Below are 19,973 nucleotides of genomic sequence, written 5' to 3'. Positions count from 1 at the left end.
GAATTTATTCGGCCATATTGTGGTAAACCGCCTGCACATCATCATCCTCTTCCAGTTTATCAATTAATTTGAAAACATCTGCGGCTTGTTCTTCATTTACTTCAGTGGTAGATTGCGCAATACGTTCAAGCTTTGAGCTAATTACAGGAATGCCTTTCTCTTCCAATGCTTTCTGCATTTTCCCGAAGTCTTCAAATGAAGTATGGATAACACCAATGTCTTTTCCGTTCTCATCAACTTCAACGTATAAATCTTCCAAACCTGCATCAATGAGTTCAAATTCAAGTTCATCTAATTCCATCTCTCCTGGATCGAAGCGAAATACTGATTTACGGCTAAAAATGAAATCCAAAGATCCTGTTTTTCCAAGCGCACCATTTGTTTTGTTAAAATAACTACGAACATTCGCCACGGTTCTATTGGTATTGTCGGTTGCAGTTTCAATCAGAATTGCTACGCCATGAGCAGCATATCCTTCATAAACAATCTCTTCATAATTGCTTTCATCTTTATTGCTTGCTCTCTTTATTGCTGCCTCTACAGTATGCTTTGGCATGTTTATGGCCTTCGCATTTTGCATGGCTGTTCTTAAACGAGAGTTCGCATCTGGATTCGACCCTCCGTCTTTTACAGCCATTACTATTTCTTTACCCAAACGTGTAAACTGAACGGCCATTTTTGCCCAACGCTTGAATTTTCTTTCTTTACGGAATTCGAATGCTCTTCCCATTATCGTATTTATCTATTTTTATAGAAACGTTTTTTTATTTGTTTTTAAACTTTCCTTTTATGCTAATGCCGCAAATTTACAATGCTTTGTGGCAGAATTTAGCTTTTTACTATTTTTTTAAATTTTTCAGCATATCGGCTGTCATTTTTGACAAATCAAATTCTGGTTTCCAGCCCCAATCTGCTTGCGCGCTACTATCATCAATTGATTTTGGCCAACTATTCGCAATATTTTGGCGTGGATCAAATTCAGTATAGCCCAATGTGAAATTTGGGATATGTTTTTTTATTTCGTCGGCTAATATTTCTGGTGTGAAGCTCATTCCTGTTAAATTGTAGGAAGAACGAATATTAATTTTTTCTGCTGGCGCATCCATCAATGCAATGGTTCCGCGAATAGCATCATCCATGTACATCATCGGTAATTCTGTTTCAGCAGATAAGAAACTTTTGTATGAGCCTTTTATTAGAGCATCATGGAAAATATGAATGGCATAATCTGTTGTTCCCCCTCCAGGAGCGGCTTTCCAGCTGATTAATCCAGGGTATCGAATACTTCGAATATCTAGTCCGTAGCGTTGGAAATAATATTCGCACCAGCGCTCACCTGCAAGCTTACTGATTCCATAAACTGTATTGGGATCCATTACGCAATATTGTGGCGTCTGGACTTTAGGTGAATTTGGACCGAATACAGCAATGGAGCTTGGCCAATAAATTCTTGCTGTTTTATATTCTATGGCTAAGTCAAGCACATTGAGTAAGCCATTCATGTTCAAATCCCAAGCTAATTTTGGGTTTTGTTCGCCAGTAGCGGAGAGTAATGCTGCCAATAAATAAACTTGTGTTGGCTTATACTTTCTGAAAATTTCGTTTAAAATATCTTTTTCTAGAACATTTACAAACTCAAAGGGGCCTGCATTTTTGATATCATAGTCCGGGCGACGGATATCGCATGCAATGACATTTGAGTCGCCATAATTTTTTCTTAACTCTGTAACCAATTCGGTACCTATTTGTCCGTTGGAGCCAATAACAAGAATTTTTTCAAGCATACAAATTGTTTTGCTCAAAGGTAAAAAATTTATGTAGCCAATTTAATTGAGATTATTTTTATTTAAACTTTGATACCAATGCAAAGCTTTTTCTAAATCGCTTTATTTGACCCGATAAATTAAAAATTTCGGCATGAAGGAGGTAAATCCCAACCGGCGACATTTGGCTATGATCATTTAAACCATCCCAAATTAAGGTTCCCTCCGTATTTAATGTATAATTTTTAAGAAGTTTTCTTACTAATGCTCCTTGATCATTAAAAATGCTTATGCTAGCAATTTCTCCGGCTGATGCTTGATATTTTATCTCTAATAAATCTTCAAAGCCATCATTATCTGGCGAAAATGTTTTTGAAAGAATAGCAAAATCATTTTTTATGTTTTGCTCCTCCGAATAGTGAGAATTTTGATAGCCGGGTGTTGCACCTCCAGAAGCCATTGTGGCAGATCTTAAATTTCCATTTTCATTTGCCGGACTTTTTAAATTACTGCGCTCAAGAGATATGCCCTCAATATTTTTCAATAATGGGAAGTGCATTTTTTCTGTATAGTGCAGCTGGTCGATGGTTTTTCCATCACTCAGAAGTACTGCCGCTCCTTCATCATCATTAAAAACGGGCATTGATGCCATTTTATGAATGTTTTTTTCATTTTTAACCTGATATTCTTTCTTAATATTCTCAGGATCTATACTCAAGGCTAAATAACTCCCAGGTTCTAATAAAAATTGTTTTTTGCTTATTTCTCGGATTGAATTGATGCTATCTTTTGTAATTTGTGATAAGCTAAGTTCCTTAAGGTCAATGGGATATGGGGCATTATTATAAATCTCCACAAAATCGGATCCGCCAGGTTTAGGATTGAATAGAATTTCGCTTAATAACACATCATTCTTTTGGATTTTAGGTGCTAAATGAAATTCTCCTGAATTAAATTCCCTAGAAATAATTGTATTGCCGCAATCTTCAATATGCTCAACGTTAATTCGGTAAGTCTGTCCACGGGTTAATGCTTCTCTAAATTTTAATAAAACCCAATCGAAATTTGGTCTCTGAACTAAAGAAGAAACTGCCTCACCTACACCATTATTTAATTTATAATTATTTGTATATGAAGCTTTTAGACTGTCAATAGCTCTGTTGAATCTTAGAGATATACTGATGCTATCTAAAACTTCAACTTCAATTAATTTTAATGGTTCTTGGCTTCTATTTTGTTGATAAACGGAATTTTTCCTTCCTGGCGTACCACCACTAGTGTCAATACTAGTCACCCAATTTTGTAAATCAGGGCAAGATGACTGATAATCAATTAGTTCTAGAGAGTATCCTCCTTTTCTTTTTTCAGAATCGCGATGCCATAACGAAGAATAATTTACTTGCTGAATAATCCTTCCCTTATTATTTTTCAGCTGAATGCTGTCTTTTTGATTATTGAGACTTGACCAGAATGGCATTGCTATTACTTTTCCATAAGCTTTAAAATTAAGGCTGTCTTTTTCAGCACAAAGGATTAAATAGCCTCCCGACTCAATTTCTCCGCTTTTAAATGGCGGATTTTTGCCCAATGACAGTCCTTTTAAAGTTACTGTGTGCACGCTAGGGTTAAATAATTCAATAAACTCTGCCTCTGGTAATTCTATTTGTGGTGAAGGGTCTGCAAAAATTTCATTGATAATTATGGGGTATTCAATTTCAGGAATAGTAGGGATTTCAAATTCAGCACTGGCATCTTTAGTCCGGATTAAATTTCCAGAACATGACATTAGTGAATCTGCTGAAAGAATATATTTTTCGCCTTCTTTAAATTTTTCTTGGAAAAAGAGCCTAATTTCTTGCCATTTCTTCCCAATTTGTATAGTTTTTGCCTTTTCAGTCCCGTTTTTGATGCTAAAATTAGCTGCTTTTAAATAGCTAGTATCTGGAATTTGATTGAAATATAAATCAATGCTATTTTCTGAAAAAATCTTCAGGGAATCGATTTTTAATCCCACACTCAAAAAACTAGCATTATCTCTACTATTTCTCCTTCCAGGAGTCCCACCTGCACTATCCTCCGACGCATCCCAATTATAAAATCCATCACATGATTTATTTGTCAAGTTGATTTTCTCAAGGCTCCATCCTCCAGATATTTTTTTGGAATCTTTGTACCAATTGTCTGAATAATTTAAAGAATCAACCCTCCGATTTTTAAAGCTTTTTAAGATAATTTCATCCGAATTATTCTTGAGTGATGGCCAAGGGAAAATACCGAGGGTTTTGCCGAAATTTTTATAGTGTAGCGTATCTGCTGAGGGTGTAAGAATGAGGTATTCATTTGGTGGAAGCATATATTTTTTCATTGTTCCCTTTGTTTGTGGATCATTAATGCTCCAGCCTTGCAAATCAACAGTATCTTTCCCTGGGTTAAAAATTTCAATAAATTCCACGAGTGGCAGTCCCACTTCTGGTGATGGATCGGCAAAGATTTCAGTAATAATTACTTGGCCGGTGTCGATTCTTATTGGAGGTGGTGGAGGAGGTAGTGGTGCTTTAGGTGTACTAAAGGCTAAGGCTTCAATATTGCTGATTACATTCCCATCGCAATCTTTTAAATTTTCAATTTTTAGCTTATAATTTGTGCCAAACTTAAATTTTTCACTGTACTTCAGGCTGAGCTGTTTCAAATTTTTATGGCTTGTAATTTCTTTTATCTCACCTGCAGCGGGACTTAAAATAAAATCATTTTTTGATAAATTATTATTCAATGCTTTATTGAAGAATAGGGTCAGCGTTGAGTCTGATAGGCGATGTAAACTATCTGCTACAAGCGCTATTTTGTCATAATTTGGGATAAATACCGAGTTCTGTTTGCCGGGAGTTCCTCCAGATTGATCTTTAGCACTTTCCCAATTTAAAGAGGCTTGGCAGGTGGAGGTCGGACTAATACGCTCAAGCGACCAGCCGCCTTGTTTTTTAGTGGCATCAGAATGCCATGAATCTAGGTAGGAAACAGAGTCGATTACATTATTAAATTGATCTCTTATTTTAATTTCTTCGCCAGCATTGCTCAAAGATGGCCAAGGTGAGATACCCAGCACATTTCCATATTTTTTGAATTCGGCGGTGTCAGATTTTGCGCTTAAAATTAAGTAGGAAAATGCTGGTATTGAGGTGTTTATTAATGTTCCTGAAGAGGAAATATCTCCAAATTTCAAATTATGTAATGAAATATCTTCATTGGTTTTATTGAATAATTCAATAAATTCTACTGATGGAAGATCTATTTGTGGTGTTGGATCAGCAAATATTTCATTGATTATAATATCACCAAATTTTGCTTTGTAGGGTTTTTTATAAGTGAACGTTGCTGTGTTTTTATCCTGAATGATATTCCCACTTTTATCCTTAACATTCGACAATTTTATTGTGTAAGTCCCAGTATTTAAAGAGTTTAATATTTTTACTTTAAATTTTGTAGGATCATTTCCAGCTTGAATGTATTCGATCGTTCCCGGGTAATTTTCTATGCTATAATTTTTTGTGCTCAATACCCCAAGACTATCCATTTCTTCGTTAAAAGCGATTTCTACGATATTAGAATCTAATGCAGTAGCACTAATTAATTCTGGCGGATTTTTATCAGAAACCATAGATTCAATTAAAAAATCATCGAAAAAATGTTTTTGAAAGAATGATGCGGTAGATTGTTGGACGAGTATTCCGAAGAAGGAAGATATTGTAAAATCTAAATCTACCATACTGCCTTCTAAAAAAAATGAACTATTTGTGCTGTTTAAATCTCTTTCAAGTGTAAATAGTCCCTCATTATTTCTGCTAATTCTAACTCTCAATAAGGAGTTGCTTAGGTTTGTTATCCCATTTACTCCATCAATTAATTTCACGCTTGTTGTACTCAAGCCAGACCTTTTGTAAAGTGATATTTCATCATTTGTATGCCCAATTCGAACAAAGTATCCATTTATTAAATTGCTTTTCAAATCTGCTTTATCTGAGATTAAATACACATCAACATAATTTGAACCTGATGTATTGAATTGAAGATTTACCCAAAAATCCCATTTAGTATTCAAGGCAAGTTGATTTGGAGTGCTGATTGAAAAACTATGAGAAGGCTGACTAGAATTTGATCGCAGTTTATTGTTTAAGACGATAAAATCAACATTATTATTGGAGCTAGTCCAAATAGGATTTATTGAAAAATCCCCATCACGAAAATCATCAATTACCTGAGATTTAGTAAATTGACTAATTAACAGAAGTGCAAAAAATAGAATCTTTCTCATCGTTAAATTTGAATAGATCATGAATTTAGGATTCATTGCTTTTAGGATAAAATAAAAACAGTTTACGGAGCGTATTAATTAGTAAACGGTAATAATTGTGTTAAAAATCATGATTTTGGTCAAAAATTTCCCTTTTAAACACTTTAAAGCCATAATTCACCAAACAATTCACCATATTTGTTTGATATAATTATTTTAAATTAAAAAACAGAAAAATGAAAGTCGCAGTAGTAGGCGCAACCGGCCTTGTAGGTTCGGTGATGTTAAAAGTTTTAGCAGAGCGCAATTTCCCAGTTAGTGAATTAATTCCGGTAGCCTCAGCAAAGAGTGCGGGTAAACAGATTGAGTTCAAGGGAAAAAAATATACTGTTGTGACCATGGACGATGCTATCGCCATGAAGCCTGATGTGGCCTTATTTTCTGCTGGTGGCGGTACTTCATTAGAATATGCTCCTCGTTTTGCTGAAGCTGGCACAACAGTAATTGATAATTCATCTGCTTGGCGGATGGATCCAGATAAAAAGCTAATTGTTCCTGAAGTGAATGCACATGAGCTAAGCGCAAAGGATAAGATTATTGCTAATCCGAATTGCTCAACAATACAGATGGTAGTGGTTTTAAAGCCATTGCATGATAAATATAAAATTAAGCGTGTGGTTGTTTCAACCTATCAATCGGTTACTGGAACGGGAGTGAAGGCGGTTGATCAGATGATGAATGAGCGTAAAGGAATTAGTGGTGAAATGGCTTATGCTTACCCAATCGATTTGAACGTTATTCCTCAAATTGATGTATTTCAAGACAATGGATACACTAAGGAGGAGATGAAAATGATTCTTGAGACCAAAAAAATCATGAGCGATGACTCTATTCGTGTTACTGCAACTACCGTTCGTATCCCAGTAATGGGCGGTCATTCGGAGTCTGTAAATATTGAGTTTGAAAACGACTTCGACTTAAATGAGGTGCGTTCTAGCCTTGAAAAAGAGGAAGGTATAATTGTTGTTGATGATCCTAAAAACTTGAAATATCCAATGCCAATGGATGCGCATGAAAAGGATGAGGTTTTTGTTGGAAGGATTAGAAGAGATGAATCTCAGGATAAAACTTTGAATATGTGGATTGTTGCAGATAATCTAAGGAAAGGTGCAGCAACAAATGCAGTCCAAATTGCTGAATATTTAATGGCTCAAAAGCTCATCTAAATTTTATTAAATCTTGTTTAAATGCCCAGGTTTTTAAAAATCTTGGGCATTTTTTTTATGAAGATTGTAGAGGCTATATCAAGCTTCAATGGCATCTTATTCTAAGATTTTACTTGAAATCATTTGGTCGCTTACTATAATTTACCTAAATTAAACTTTTAATATTTTAGATTTTAAATCATTAAAATTATGCGCCACAGAACCATGAAAACTAGTCCATTAATAAACCTTAAAGCCTTTTATTTCTGTCTTATTTCTACTTTATTTCTGTTCACTTTTAATGCTGCAGAGGCCCAAGAAATTGATATTTTAATAAAAAACGGCCATGTTATTGATCCAAAGAATAAAATTGATGGTAAAATGGATGTGGCTATAAAGGATGGAAAGATTTTTCGCGTTGCCAATAATATTGCGGCTAATACCGCCAAAAAAATCGTTGATGCGAGCGGTTTATATGTATCACCTGGATTCATAGATATGCATGTTCATGTTTTTGCAGGTGTTGAAGATGAGGATTTTGCAGGCTTTGGAATCGCAAATGGCTTTGGTAGCGTTGCGCCAGATGACTTTACTTTTCGTTCTGGGGTTACCACAGTAGTTGATGCGGGGTCGTCGGGTTGGAGAAATTTCCCAACCTTCAAAAAACAAACTATTGACCAATCTCAAACGCGAGTTTTGGCATTCATAAGTATTGCGGGGCAGGGTATGTTAGGCACAATTCATGCCCAAGATACAACAGATATGAACCCAGTTACAACTGCATTTATGATGAAGCAATATCCTGATATCATTGTTGGGATTAAGGCACATCATTATCAGGGCAATGACTATACTCCCGTGATACGTGCCATATCCGCAGGAAATATTACCAAAAAACCAATTATCGTTGATTTTGGATCTAGTAATCCTAAATTATCTATTGAAGATCTTTTCTTGAAGTATTTCCGCCCTGGAGATATTTTTACGCATACTTTCTCTGGCTCTGCTGCTAGTGAATTACAAGTTTCTGGCCGCGAATCAGTTGTTGATGCCAATAATAAGGTAAAACCTTTTATTTTTGAGGCTCAGAAGCAGGGTAGAATATTTGATGTAGGACATGGAGGAGGTGCTTTTGTGTGGAGCACTGCCATAAATTCTTTTAAACAAGGATTTTATCCCAATACCATAAGTACTGATTTGTATAGAAATAGTAGAAATGCTGGAATGAAGGATATGGCTAATGTGATGTCTAAATTTTTGAATATGGGTATGTCTGTTCAGGACGTAATTTTGCGCTCAACATGGAACCCAGCAAATGTGATTCAGCATACAGAATTAGGACACTTAAGTGAAGGTTCCGTTGCTGATATTGCCGTCTTTAATGTTAGAGAAGGTAAATTTGGCTTCATGGATTCTCGTGGGAACGTGTTAAAAGGAACAAAAAAATTAGAGGCTGAACTTACCATTCGTGCCGGTAAAATTGCATGGGATTTGAATGGGATAAGTGGCACTCCCTGGGACGCGCTAGATAAATAATATTCATGAAATTAGTCGTTTTAGATGGCCATACTTTAAATCCCGGCGACCTTAGTTGGGATGGTTTAAAGCATTTTGGTAATCTTGAAGTTCATGAAAGAACTTCTGCAGCAGATATTTTAGAGCGTTGCAAGGATGCTGAGATTGTTTTTACCAATAAAACACCCCTCAGAGAGGATGTTCTTGCTCAGTTGCCCGATCTAAAATACATTGGGGTGCTTGCAACAGGTTATAATGTGGTGGATGTTGATTTTGCCCGTACTTTAGGCATTAAAGTAGCTAATGTACCAGGCTATGGAACAGCTTCTGTGGTTCAATTAACTTTTTCTCTACTCTTCGAATTATGTTTGCATGTTCAAAGGCATAGCGATTCTGTTTTTAATGGTGATTGGGTAGCATCAGCTGATTTTTGCTATTGGAATTATCCACTTATTGAACTTGAATCCAAAACTTTGGGCATTATCGGCTTTGGCTCCATTGGTCAAAAAGTTGCGGATGTTGCCAGCGCATTAGGAATGAATGTATTGGCCTATTCTAGGACTCAAACCGATCAATCTCATCGTAAAAATTTCAAATGGACTTCTTTGGATGAACTTTTAAAGGTTTCTGATGTTGTTAGCATTCACTGCCCATTGTTTCCTGAGACTCAGAATTTAATCAATAAAAACACTTTAAATTTGATGAAAAAATCGGCATTCTTTCTAAATACCTCAAGGGGACCGATTGTTAATGAACAGGATTTAGCCGATGCCTTAAATGCAGGTTTAATTGCTGGTGCTGGATTGGATGTGCTTTCTGTAGAGCCTCCGGCATCAAATAATCCACTTTTATCTGCTAAAAACTGCTTAATTACGCCTCATATTGCTTGGGCGACTAAAGAGGCTAGGGCACGATTGATGGCAATTGTAGAACAAAATCTAGCGGCTTACCTTGAGGGCAATCCAATAAATATTATAAATAAATAAAATCAATAATTAATTATCATGAAAAAGTACACTTTATTATTTCTTGCTTCACTCGCATTATGGGGTTGTAGTCCTAAAACCTATCAAGCTAAACCTGTTTCTAGTCAAGCATCTGCAGAAATTGAGGCTCGATTGAAGCAATTAAATATTCAATTGGTTGAGCCATCTGTCCCGACCGCTAATTTTGTTAAAACTGTTCGTGTTGGAAATTTAGTCTTTACATCTGGTCATGGTCCAGATAAACCAGGAGGTGGTGTTTATCAAGGACGTGTAGGTGCAGATCTTACTCTTGAACAAGGGCAAGAGGCTGCTCGTTTAACCGGAATAGCTTTGTTATCAAGCCTTAAGAAGGAAATTGGAGATTTAAGCAAAGTAAAAAGAGTAGTAAAAGTATTGGGTATGGTGCAGTGTACTCCAGAATTTAAAGATCATCCGAAAGTGATGAATGCTTTTTCTGATATGATGGTTGGTGTTTTTGGCGAAAAAGGTAAACATGCTCGCTCAGCAGTAGGTATGTCGGCCCTGCCAGGAAATATCGCAATCGAAATTGAAATGATTGTTGAGGTAGAGGACTAATCCTTAATAATTGCATAATTTAGAATGCTGATTTGCTTTTATTGCAAATCAGCATTTTTTTTGGTATATTATATTAATAATATTAAATATATAATTAATATAATATCGTTAAAGTTAATAAATATAATAAAAATAGGAAATAATACATTTAGCATATGAGGTATATTATCGCATTCATCTTAACAGTTTCATTTTCATCGCTTTCATCGCAAACATTAAAGCAGAAGATTCAAAGTGCTTATAATCGATTTGAAGAAGATTCGCAGATGAAATATGGTATGAGTTCTTTAAGCGTTTTGAATGCGGAGACTGGAGAGCTTGTTTTTTCAAAAAATGAAAATGTTGGTTTGGCTAGTGCTTCAACATTGAAAACAATTACTGCTGCTACTGCATATCATTTATTAGGGAAAGATTTTACTTGGGAAACTACCTTGGGCTATAATGGAACAATTTCTTCGAACGGCACATTAAATGGCGATTTAATTATTACTGGAGCAGGTGATCCAAGTCTAGGGAGTGATAGGTATGAGCTTGCAAAGTCTAATCTTATCTTAAAAAAATGGGCTGATGCTATTAATCGTTTAGGGATAAAAAATATTACCGGATCTATCATCTCAGATGATCGTTTATTTGGGACACAAACAATGCCTGGAGGCTGGACTTGGCAAGATATGGGGAATTATTATGGTGCCGGTCCATCTTCACTCACCTGGCGTGAAAACCAATTCGGACTTATTTTTAAGCCAAGTTCTCGTGTTGGTGAGGTGGCCGAGCTATTGGAAACTCGTCCCAATATGGACTATCTCAAAATTGTGAATGAAGTAAAAACTGGTCCCGCAGGCTCAGGTGACAATGTTTATGCTTATTCTGCGCCATATTCTTCTGTAATTTACGTGAGAGGGACTTATGGTATTGATCTCAAAAAAGAAATCGCAGCTTCGGTGCCTGACCCTGCATTTGATTTGGCAAATAATCTATTAAATAAATTAAATGACTCGGGAATAAAAGTAGATCAAGGTGCCTCTACTGCTCGTCAGAAATCTTTGAATAATCAGAGTTTTGAACCTATGGCCAAGATTATTGATATTCATACTTCGCCTAACCTCGATAAAATTGTTTATTGGTTCAATCAAAAAAGCATCAATCTTTTTGGGGAGCATTTATTAAAAACAATTGCGCAAAAGGAAGTCAAAGAAATTTCTACATCTTCAGGAGTCAAAATTCTAAAGAAATTCTGGCTCGATAAAGCGGGTATTGATGGCGATGCATTGAATATTTATGATGGTAGCGGTTTATCACCTTCAAATCGAGTTACCACCCTTGCGATGGCAAAAATTTTACAAAGTGTAAAGAAAGAAAGCTGGTTTCCAGGCTTTTATGAGAGTTTGCCGCTATATAATAACATGAAAATGAAGAGTGGTAGCATTAGTGATGTAATTGCTTATACCGGATATCAAACAAGTGCAGATGGTACTCCTTTGGTTTTTTCATTCATTATCAATAATTATAGTGGGAGTAGTTCTTCTGTCCGACAGAAAATGTTTACGGTTTTAAATACCTTGAAATAATTATACATCTGTTTATTGAAATAATCTAGTCATTTTTTACTCAAAGTATTTTTCAGAGTATGAAATAATGTAATTTCGTAGCATGTCAAAAGCCATTATTATTGGTGCAGGAATTGCCGGTATTGCTAGCTCAATTCGCTTAGCCTTAAAAGGTTATCAAGTAGAGGTTTTCGAAGCTGGACCCATTGCTGGAGGGAAACTTTCAGAAATGAAATTGAATGATTTCCGCTTTGATATGGGCCCCAGTTTGTTTACCATGCCCCACTATGTAGATGAGCTTTTTACTTTGGCGGGTAAAAATCCTGCTGATTATTTCCAATATGAGAAGCTCGACATTGTTTGCAATTATTTTTATGAAGATGGGACAAGGATTAGCGCATTTGCTGATCGCGATAAATTTGCCGAGGAAATAGCCGCAAAGACTGAGGATAGCGCTAAATCTATTCTTAAATTTTTAGAGAAAAGCAGCGATATCTACGATATTACCAATTCTGTTTTCTTACAAAGATCGCTACATAAATGGAGTAGCTATTTTAGTTGGCAGACTTTCAAATCCTTCTTGAGATTTCCTCAAATAGATGCTTTTCGATCTATGAATAAGGCAATTGAGAGCTATTTTAAGGATTATAAAACTATACGTTTTTTCAACCGATATGCCACCTATAATGGCTCTAATCCCTATAAAGCTCCTGCAACATTAAATGTAATCCCACATTTTGAACAACATTTTGGAGCTTATTTTCCTGTTGGTGGGATGTATGCAATTTCTAGTTCGCTAGAGAAGCTGGCTCGCGATTTAGGTGTTAAATTCAATTTTAATTCCTATGTAGAGGAGATTGTAATTGAGAATGGTCGCGCAAAGGGGATTAAGCTTAATGGTATTAACCATGCGGCAGATTTAGTAGTATCAAACATGGATGTTTGGTACACCTATCAAAATCTTTTAAAAGACTTTGCTGTGCCAGAACGCATACAAAAGCAGGAGCGTAGTAGTTCTGCCCTAATTTTCTACTGGGGAATCAATCGTGCTTTCCCAGAATTGGAAATGCATAATATCTTTTTTACCGAAAATTATCAGGAAGAATTTAAGCAGATCTGGGATGATAAATCTATTTACCATGATCCTACAATTTATGTGAATATTAGCTCTAAAAGTAAAACTGATGATGCACCCAATGGTTCAGAAAATTGGTTTACTATGATTAATGTGCCATCCAATACCGGCCAAAATTGGGATGAATTAATAAGTGATGCACGTAAAAATATCATTGAAAAACTTTCCAGGAATTTAGGTTTAGATATAAGTAAATATATTAACTGTGAAGAAATATTGGATCCGAGATCTATTGATTCTAAAACATTTTCATATCAAGGTTCATTGTATGGAAGTAGCTCTAATAGTCAGTTTTCGGCTTTTTTAAGGCATGCCAACTTTAGTTCAAAAATTGAGGGTTTATATTTTGTTGGAGGAAGTGTACATCCAGGGGGAGGTATTCCTCTCGCTCTTTTATCGGCAAAAATTGTAGATGGATTGCTTAAATAGGCCTATGTATTTTCAAAACGTTAAAAAATGATATCTTTAAGCTATGCTTGAGCCACGCCAAAATTGGATTGTTTTTAAATTTTTCTCTTGGTACATCAATAGAATTATCAAATCCGATTTTCATGATTTACTTTTCAATAAAATTGATTTAGACCGAAATAGATCAATTCTTTTATTGGCAAATCATTTTTCCTGGTGGGATGGCTTTGTTCTCTTTCAAATTAATCGTCTTTATTTCAAGAAAAAATTTCATGTGATGATTAGCGAAGAAAATTATCATAATGTTTGGTTTCTAAAATATTTAGGAAGCTTTTCTGTTAAAAAGAGATCGAGAAGCATAATTGAAACCCTGGAGTATGCTGGTAAATTATTAGATGATCCAAATAACTTAGTTCTAATATTCCCGCAAGGGAAGCTCCACTCAGGGCATGTAGATGAAGTGAATTTCGAGAAGGGCTTGATGAATCTGATAAATAGCTCCTCCAAGACATTCCAGTATGTGTTTGCGGCAAGCTTTATCGATTATTTTGAAAATCGAAAGCCAACAATTAACTGTTATCTTCAAACTTGGGAGGGCGCAGAGTTTACAAGTTTGCAATTAATAAAAAGTGCCTTTAACAAACATTATGAAATTGCGCGGCAAAAGCAAACCGCGACTGCCGTATAAGAATGATACTGATATACCTAATTTTCTTTTTTTTAGTCCTGCGCTTTGCCGTTACACTCTTCAATTTTATTTCCAATCCGAAGTTAACTAAGTCAGCTAAGAAGTATGATGATTTAGTATCAATATTGATTCCGGCAAGGAATGAGCAAGACGATATTCTTAATTTATTGAATTCAATAAGTGCTCAGAATTACCCAAATTATGAGGTAATAGTCTTAGATGATAATTCTACAGATCAAACTTTTCAGCTTTGCCAGGATTTTAGTGATCAGAATAAGCGCTTTAAGGTTATCGCAGGCAAGCCACTCCCTGAAGATTGGTTAGGCAAGAATTTCGCCTGCTATCAACTGGCGCAAGCAGCTAAGGGTAGGTATTTAATTTTTTTGGATGCGGATGAAACTGTTATGGACGGTTTGATTAATAACGCCATCCACCGAATGAAGGCGGGTAATTTAGCTCTACTTAGTCTTTTTACTGATCAAATCATGAAAACATGGGGCGAACGCTTGGTTGTGCCATTGATGCATTATGTTTTACTGAATTTATTGCCACTCAGATTAGTTAAACTTTCCAGTAATCCATCTTTTTCGGCTGCTAGCGGACAATTTATGATGTTTGATGCGGCAAATTATCGCATAAATCAGTGGCATGAACAGGTAAAGCATCAAGTTGTTGAAGACGTGGAAATCATGAAGCTTGTTAAAAGCTCTTCCTATACTGGAGAAGCTCTACTCGCAAATGGATATGTTTATTGTCGTATGTACAAAAGCTTCGATGAATCAGTAAATGGCTTTAGTAAAAACTTTTTTGCCGGGTTTAATAATAATGTCTTCGGACTCTTTTTCTATCTCCTTCTGGTGGTAATAAGTCCGATAGCCAGCTTCTTCTTTTTGAGCACTGAATTAGTTCTCTTTGCCTTATCTTTGATTGTTTTGAGCAGGGTAATGATATCATTGTCAGCTAGGCAGAATGTTTTGCAAAATGTGCTTTTGCATCCCTTACAATTGCTTTGCATGGTATTTATTTCGGTTATCTCTGTTAAAAAACACTTTACTAAAACGGTTATTTGGAAAGGTAGAGCAATAAGAAAATGAAATTAAATAGGATTCAATTGTGTAGTATCTTAATGGTACTATTTCATTTAGTGGGCTTGTATGGTTTTTTAAACTCAGAGCTAGAGGTACTTTTTATCGCGCTCGTGCCTTATCATCTACTACTAATGCTAGGATTACTGATTTATAGCACAAAGGATTTTTCAAATAACATCAAGATTTTTGCTGTAATTATTTATTTGGCAGGCTTTTTTATAGAGGTAATCGGGGTTAATACCGGACTTATCTTTGGGAATTATTCCTATGGTGAGGCGCTAGGCTTAAAGGTGTTCTCTACACCATTACTCATAGGGGTAAATTGGCTAATTTTAGTCTATTGTACAGGGGTGCTGCTAGAATATCTCAAAATTAAAAACTCCCTCATTTTTCCTTTAATTGGTGCTTTGATCCTGTTAGGAATTGATTTCTTAATTGAGCCAGTCGCCATTCGCTTCAATTATTGGTCATGGTCAGGCGGCGAAATCCCCTTGCAAAATTATTTAGGATGGTATATTTTTTCTTTTTTATTGTTTTTTGTCTTCAAGGGACTAGATTTCAACAAAGACAATAAAGCTGCCATCGTTTTATTATTTGCGCAAATAGGGTTTTTTCTGGGACTTAATATGTGGGCTTTCTGATAAACTATTTCGTATTTTTGTATTTTTAATGCAGATACCTAAAATCAAATTTGAAAAAGCAATGAAGTATAATCTTGAAGTAACAATTGATAATGATTCTGGCTTTTGTTTTGGGGTAGTTTATGCTATCGATATGGCTGAAGAAATTTTGGCTGAAGATGGCTATTTATACTGCCTTGGAGATATTGTTCATAATGATGAAGAGGTTAGTCGCTTGAAATTAATGGGTCTTAAAATAATTTCTCATGAAGACCTTCCTAACATTAAAAATGAAAAAGTTTTAATTCGTGCTCATGGTGAGGCACCAGAAACGTATCGTACGGCGCTTGAAAATAATATTACACTTATTGATGCGTCCTGCCCGGTAGTGTTAAAATTGCAAAATAGAATTAAAAACACTTACGATAGTAAGGAAAAGGTATTAATCTTTGGAAAGCACGGTCATGCTGAAGTAATTGGTTTGCAAGGTCAAACAAATAATGAAGCTCTTGTTTTTCAGGATATTGCCGAGCTCGATAATGTTGAGCTTCCTCAAAAATTTACTTTGTACAGTCAAACAACAAAGAGTACCGATAAATTTTATCAAATTAAGGATGAACTGATTAGCCGTGGCTACGAAGTAAAAGCAAATGATACCATTTGTAGGCAAGTATCAAATAGGTATGATGATTTAAGAAAATTTGTGGTTCATTATGATACAATAATCTTCGTGTCTGGCAAAAAATCGTCTAATGGCAAGGTTCTTTTTGAGGTTTGTAAGCAAACCAATCCGAATACTTACTTTATAAGTAGTGAAGAAGAATTAAGTTTAGAGATGTTTAATCCTCAAGAAAAAGTAGGTATTTGTGGCGCCACCTCAACCCCAATGTGGTTGATGGAAAAGGTAAAAGCCACAATCCTAGAATATTAGTATTAACCTAATGATGAGCTCAGAAAAGTCGAATAAGGGTGCTTTAATTGCATTTATTGTAATTGCATGTTGGACTTTCTCTATCATTTCCTTAATGAATTGGGAGTTTAAATTCGACAATCCCCTTCTTTATCTTTTTATATTAGTCCAAATGCATTTGTACACAGGACTTTTTATAACCGCCCATGATGCTATGCACGGTACTGTTTCAGCCAACCGGAGACTAAATAATGCTATTGGACAAATTTGTACTGCACTGTATGCTTGCTTTCCTTATAAAGTATTAAACACCAAGCATCATGAACATCATCGTTATGTTCATACAGAAAAAGATCCCGATTATTCTGAAGGTAATTTCTTTGTTTGGTATTTAAGTTTTATAAAACAATATCTTTCTTGGTGGCAAGTAGTTTTAATGGCTATTATTTTCAATATCCTTAAAATTTGGATCCCAGAATCGAATTTATTCTTTTTTTGGGTGCTACCCTCGCTATTAAGTACACTTCAATTATTTTATTTCGGAACCTGGCTTCCCCATCATGGAGAGCACAATAATAAACACCAATCAGGATCACAGCGCAAGAATCATGTTCTCGCCTTTCTAACTTGCTATTTTTTTGGATATCATTACGAGCATCATGACTCGCCCGGAACTCCTTGGTGGAGGCTGTGGGAAGCTAAGAATTTAGCCGACTAATTGTTGTTATAAAGTCAAATGGAGCGAAGTATTTTTATTAATCGTTCCTTAGAGTATCTTTGCATTTCAGATTTTATATATGGGTAAGCAAGGTGTTTTATTAGTAAATTTAGGTACTCCTGATAGTCCCTCAACAAGTGATGTTAGAACCTATCTTGATGAGTTTTTGATGGATGGTCGTGTAATCGACTTCCCTGTTGCAGCAAGAGCTTTACTGGTTAAGGGAATTATTGTTCCGTTCCGCGGACCGAAATCTGCCAAATTATACAAAGAGATTTGGTCGGATACTACAGGTTCTCCCTTGATGCATTATAGTATCATTCAAAAAGATATGTTGGAGCAACGCTTAGGCGACGATTATCATGTTGAGCTTGCCATGCGTTATCAAAATCCATCTATTGAAAGCGCCCTAAATAAATTAAAAGATGCGCAGGTGAATAGCATTAAAGTTATTCCTCTGTTTCCACATTATGCTTCTGCTACCACTGGTTCGGTAATTGAAAAAGTTATGGAGCTTGTTAGTAAGTGGCAAACTATCCCTAATATTTCATTCATTAACTCTTTCCATGATAATGAAATCATGATTGAGGCATTTGCTGATAGTGGCAAAAAACATAAACCTGAGACTTACGATCATATTTTATTTAGTTTCCACGGACTTCCGAAAAGGCAGCTACGAAAAGCTGATCATTCCAAGCAGCATTGTCAAAAGGTTGAAAATTGCTGCTCAGTTATGACTGAAAATAATAAGTTCTGTTATTCGGCACAGTGTTTTGATACGGCCCGCTTAATCGCTCAAAAGCTTGATTTACCCAAAGAGAAATATACAGTTTGTTTTCAATCCCGTTTAGGGAAAGACCCTTGGGCACAACCTTACACTAGTGTAGTACTTGAAGAACGTGCAAAATTGGGCGATAAAAGAATTCTTGTATTCTGCCCCGCTTTTGTAGCTGATTGCTTAGAGACTGTTCATGAAATTGCGGTTGAATATGCCGAAGAATTTGAAGAGATGGGCGGAGAGCATATCCAATTGGTTGAAAGCTTAAATGATAACCCAAAGTGGATTGATGCCTTGGAGGGCTTAGTAAAGGCAAATAATTAAAAAATACCTTTACTGTAGATAAAATCCAAGAACTTTTGAGTAGCACCGGTCTGGCTTTGAACGTATTCTAAGGCAGATGCTCCACTTTTTATTCTATTTTCTTGATCAAGAAGTAAATCGATAACCATTTTTAATTGCTCGGTGTCTTTTACTGAAAAGCCAGCTTCTTTTTCAACTAATTCTACCGCTTCCATAAATCTGGAATAGTTAGGTCCGAAAATTACCGGTAATCCAAAAGCTGCAGCCTCAAGGGTATTATGAATACCTACGCCAAAACCACCCCCGATATAGGCAATTTCGCCATATTTATAAATGGATGAAAGTATTCCCATGCTATCAATAATCAGGACTTGGGTAGCTGCTAAAGTTTGAGGTGAGACTCCTCCCTCTTGTATTTTTGAAAATCTAATTGAATTTGGGAATAGTTTTTCAATGCTCTTAATTCGACTTTCATTTACCTCGTGTGGAGCAATAATAAATTTCCAGTCTGGCATTAATTCGATTAGTGCTTCGATCAACTGTTCATCTTCAAGCCAAGTGCTTCCAGCAATAAATGAATTATTGTTTTTACAAAATTCTTCTATTTGAATGATTTTAAGAGGGTTTTTGGCATTAAAATCTACTCGATCAAAACGTGTATCGCCACTAACACTTACGTTTTTAACTCCAATTTCAGCTAGTAAATGTTTGCTTTCTTCATTTTGAACAAAGAAATGGGAAACCAATCCCAACATTTTTCGGTGCAATCCTCCATACCATTTGAAAAAAGCTTGTTCCTTTCTGAAAATCCCTGAAATGATGAAAAGTGGTGTTTTATTTGTGTTTAGAGCCTCAAAATAATGATACCAGTACTCATACTTAGTGAAAACAGCAATCTGAGGGTTTAGTAATCGGACTAATTTTTCAGCATTTTGCTTGGTATCTATAGGTAAATAGAAAACATGATCAGCAAGGGGGTAATTTTTCCTGACCTCATATCCTGAAGGTGAAAAAAAAGTAATTACAATTGGAGTGCTTGGATGATCTGCTTTTAATTTTTCTAGTACTGGACGACCTTGTTCAAATTCCCCTAAGGATGCAAAGTGAAACCAAGCATATTTTTTATTTTTATCAAGGCTCTTTTCGATGTGCTCAAAAAGCCCTTTTCTCCCCTGTATCCAAAATTGTGCTTTTTTGTTCCTTAGTGAAAAAACTGCGATTAAGAGTGTATAAAGGCGTATTCCAGCATCATATAAAAAAAGCATCTTCGAATTAAATTATTTTCTTTATCGAAGTTAGTATTTAATTTTTTATTTTCGTATTTCTCTAATATTGAGAAAACGGCAGTTTAGGTCTAAACTCGCTGGAAAACTCATTAAAAAATAAAAATAATCGACAATGTAGGCCAAATGTCTGGCTAAAATTATTGTTTAAAACACGAAAGG

General features: G+C 35.6%; 16 protein-coding genes. 12 read left to right on the top strand and 4 right to left on the bottom strand.

The genetic code is table 11. The features are described 5' to 3' along the window. Positions 1-4 precede the first annotated feature (4 nt). The 3 genes from QZ136_RS04985 to QZ136_RS04975 form a co-directional block, all read right to left on the bottom strand. Positions 5-730 carry a YebC/PmpR family DNA-binding transcriptional regulator gene (locus QZ136_RS04985; RefSeq protein WP_291400997.1) on the bottom strand — a complete coding sequence of 242 codons (726 nt, stop codon included), beginning with the start codon at positions 728-730 and terminating at the stop codon, positions 5-7. Positions 731-839: 109 nt separating this feature from the next. After that, complete coding sequence (locus tag QZ136_RS04980; RefSeq protein ID WP_291400995.1) at positions 840-1,784, bottom strand: NAD-dependent epimerase/dehydratase family protein; 945 nt, start codon at positions 1,782-1,784, stop codon at positions 840-842. Between the two features lie 58 nt (positions 1,785-1,842). After that, a complete protein-coding gene (locus QZ136_RS04975; RefSeq protein ID WP_291400993.1) occupies positions 1,843-6,072 on the bottom strand; it encodes a lamin tail domain-containing protein in 4,230 nt (1,409 codons plus the stop codon). Positions 6,073-6,287: 215 nt separating this feature from the next. Here QZ136_RS04975 and QZ136_RS04970 point away from each other — a divergent pair, with 215 nt between their 5' ends. From QZ136_RS04970 to hemH, 12 genes are all read left to right on the top strand, one after another. Beyond that, on the top strand, positions 6,288-7,277 hold the full coding sequence (locus tag QZ136_RS04970; RefSeq protein ID WP_291400991.1) for an aspartate-semialdehyde dehydrogenase: 990 nt from the start codon (positions 6,288-6,290) through the stop codon (positions 7,275-7,277). A gap of 204 nt (positions 7,278-7,481) precedes the next feature. Continuing rightward, the gene (locus tag QZ136_RS04965) at positions 7,482-8,792 is read left to right on the top strand and encodes an amidohydrolase/deacetylase family metallohydrolase (RefSeq protein WP_291400989.1); all 1,311 of its coding nucleotides are present in this window, start codon (positions 7,482-7,484) and stop codon (positions 8,790-8,792) included. Positions 8,793-8,797: 5 nt separating this feature from the next. After that, the gene (locus QZ136_RS04960) at positions 8,798-9,757 is read left to right on the top strand and encodes a D-2-hydroxyacid dehydrogenase (RefSeq protein WP_291400987.1); all 960 of its coding nucleotides are present in this window, start codon (positions 8,798-8,800) and stop codon (positions 9,755-9,757) included. Positions 9,758-9,775: 18 nt separating this feature from the next. Then, a complete protein-coding gene (locus QZ136_RS04955) occupies positions 9,776-10,333 on the top strand; it encodes an Atu1372/SO_1960 family protein (protein WP_291400985.1) in 558 nt (185 codons plus the stop codon). 155 nt (positions 10,334-10,488) lie between these two features. Further along, positions 10,489-11,901, top strand: a complete 1,413-nt coding sequence (gene dacB, locus QZ136_RS04950) for a D-alanyl-D-alanine carboxypeptidase/D-alanyl-D-alanine-endopeptidase (protein WP_291400983.1) — start codon at positions 10,489-10,491, stop codon at positions 11,899-11,901. Positions 11,902-11,983: 82 nt separating this feature from the next. Further along, on the top strand, positions 11,984-13,444 hold the full coding sequence (gene crtD / locus QZ136_RS04945; RefSeq protein ID WP_291400981.1) for a 1-hydroxycarotenoid 3,4-desaturase CrtD: 1,461 nt from the start codon (positions 11,984-11,986) through the stop codon (positions 13,442-13,444). Between the two features lie 43 nt (positions 13,445-13,487). Beyond that, positions 13,488-14,111: a lysophospholipid acyltransferase family protein gene (locus QZ136_RS04940; protein WP_291400979.1), complete on the top strand. Its 624-nt coding sequence runs from the start codon at positions 13,488-13,490 to the stop codon at positions 14,109-14,111. A gap of 2 nt (positions 14,112-14,113) precedes the next feature. Next, the gene (locus tag QZ136_RS04935) at positions 14,114-15,205 is read left to right on the top strand and encodes a glycosyltransferase family 2 protein (RefSeq protein WP_291400977.1); all 1,092 of its coding nucleotides are present in this window, start codon (positions 14,114-14,116) and stop codon (positions 15,203-15,205) included. Then, the gene (locus QZ136_RS04930; protein ID WP_291400975.1) at positions 15,202-15,840 is read left to right on the top strand and encodes a carotenoid biosynthesis protein; all 639 of its coding nucleotides are present in this window, start codon (positions 15,202-15,204) and stop codon (positions 15,838-15,840) included. The genes QZ136_RS04935 and QZ136_RS04930 overlap by 4 nt, the downstream gene beginning before the upstream one ends. A gap of 61 nt (positions 15,841-15,901) precedes the next feature. Then, entirely contained in the window at positions 15,902-16,750 is an 849-nt protein-coding gene (locus QZ136_RS04925; protein WP_291400974.1) for a 4-hydroxy-3-methylbut-2-enyl diphosphate reductase, read from the top strand. Positions 16,751-16,760: 10 nt separating this feature from the next. Continuing rightward, the gene (locus tag QZ136_RS04920) at positions 16,761-17,447 is read left to right on the top strand and encodes a fatty acid desaturase (RefSeq protein WP_291400972.1); all 687 of its coding nucleotides are present in this window, start codon (positions 16,761-16,763) and stop codon (positions 17,445-17,447) included. Between the two features lie 79 nt (positions 17,448-17,526). Then, positions 17,527-18,549: a ferrochelatase gene (gene hemH, locus QZ136_RS04915; RefSeq protein ID WP_291400969.1), complete on the top strand. Its 1,023-nt coding sequence runs from the start codon at positions 17,527-17,529 to the stop codon at positions 18,547-18,549. Here hemH and QZ136_RS04910 read toward each other — a convergent pair. Continuing rightward, on the bottom strand, positions 18,546-19,793 hold the full coding sequence (locus QZ136_RS04910) for a glycosyltransferase N-terminal domain-containing protein (protein ID WP_291400967.1): 1,248 nt from the start codon (positions 19,791-19,793) through the stop codon (positions 18,546-18,548). The genes hemH and QZ136_RS04910 overlap by 4 nt on opposite strands. Positions 19,794-19,973 lie beyond the last annotated feature (180 nt).

Origin of the sequence: Daejeonella sp. (assembly GCF_017495225.1) — a bacterium.
GTDB lineage: Bacteria > Bacteroidota > Bacteroidia > Sphingobacteriales > Sphingobacteriaceae > Daejeonella.
Note: the sequence above shows the minus strand (reverse complement) of the source record. Positions and strands in the feature narration are given on the sequence as shown.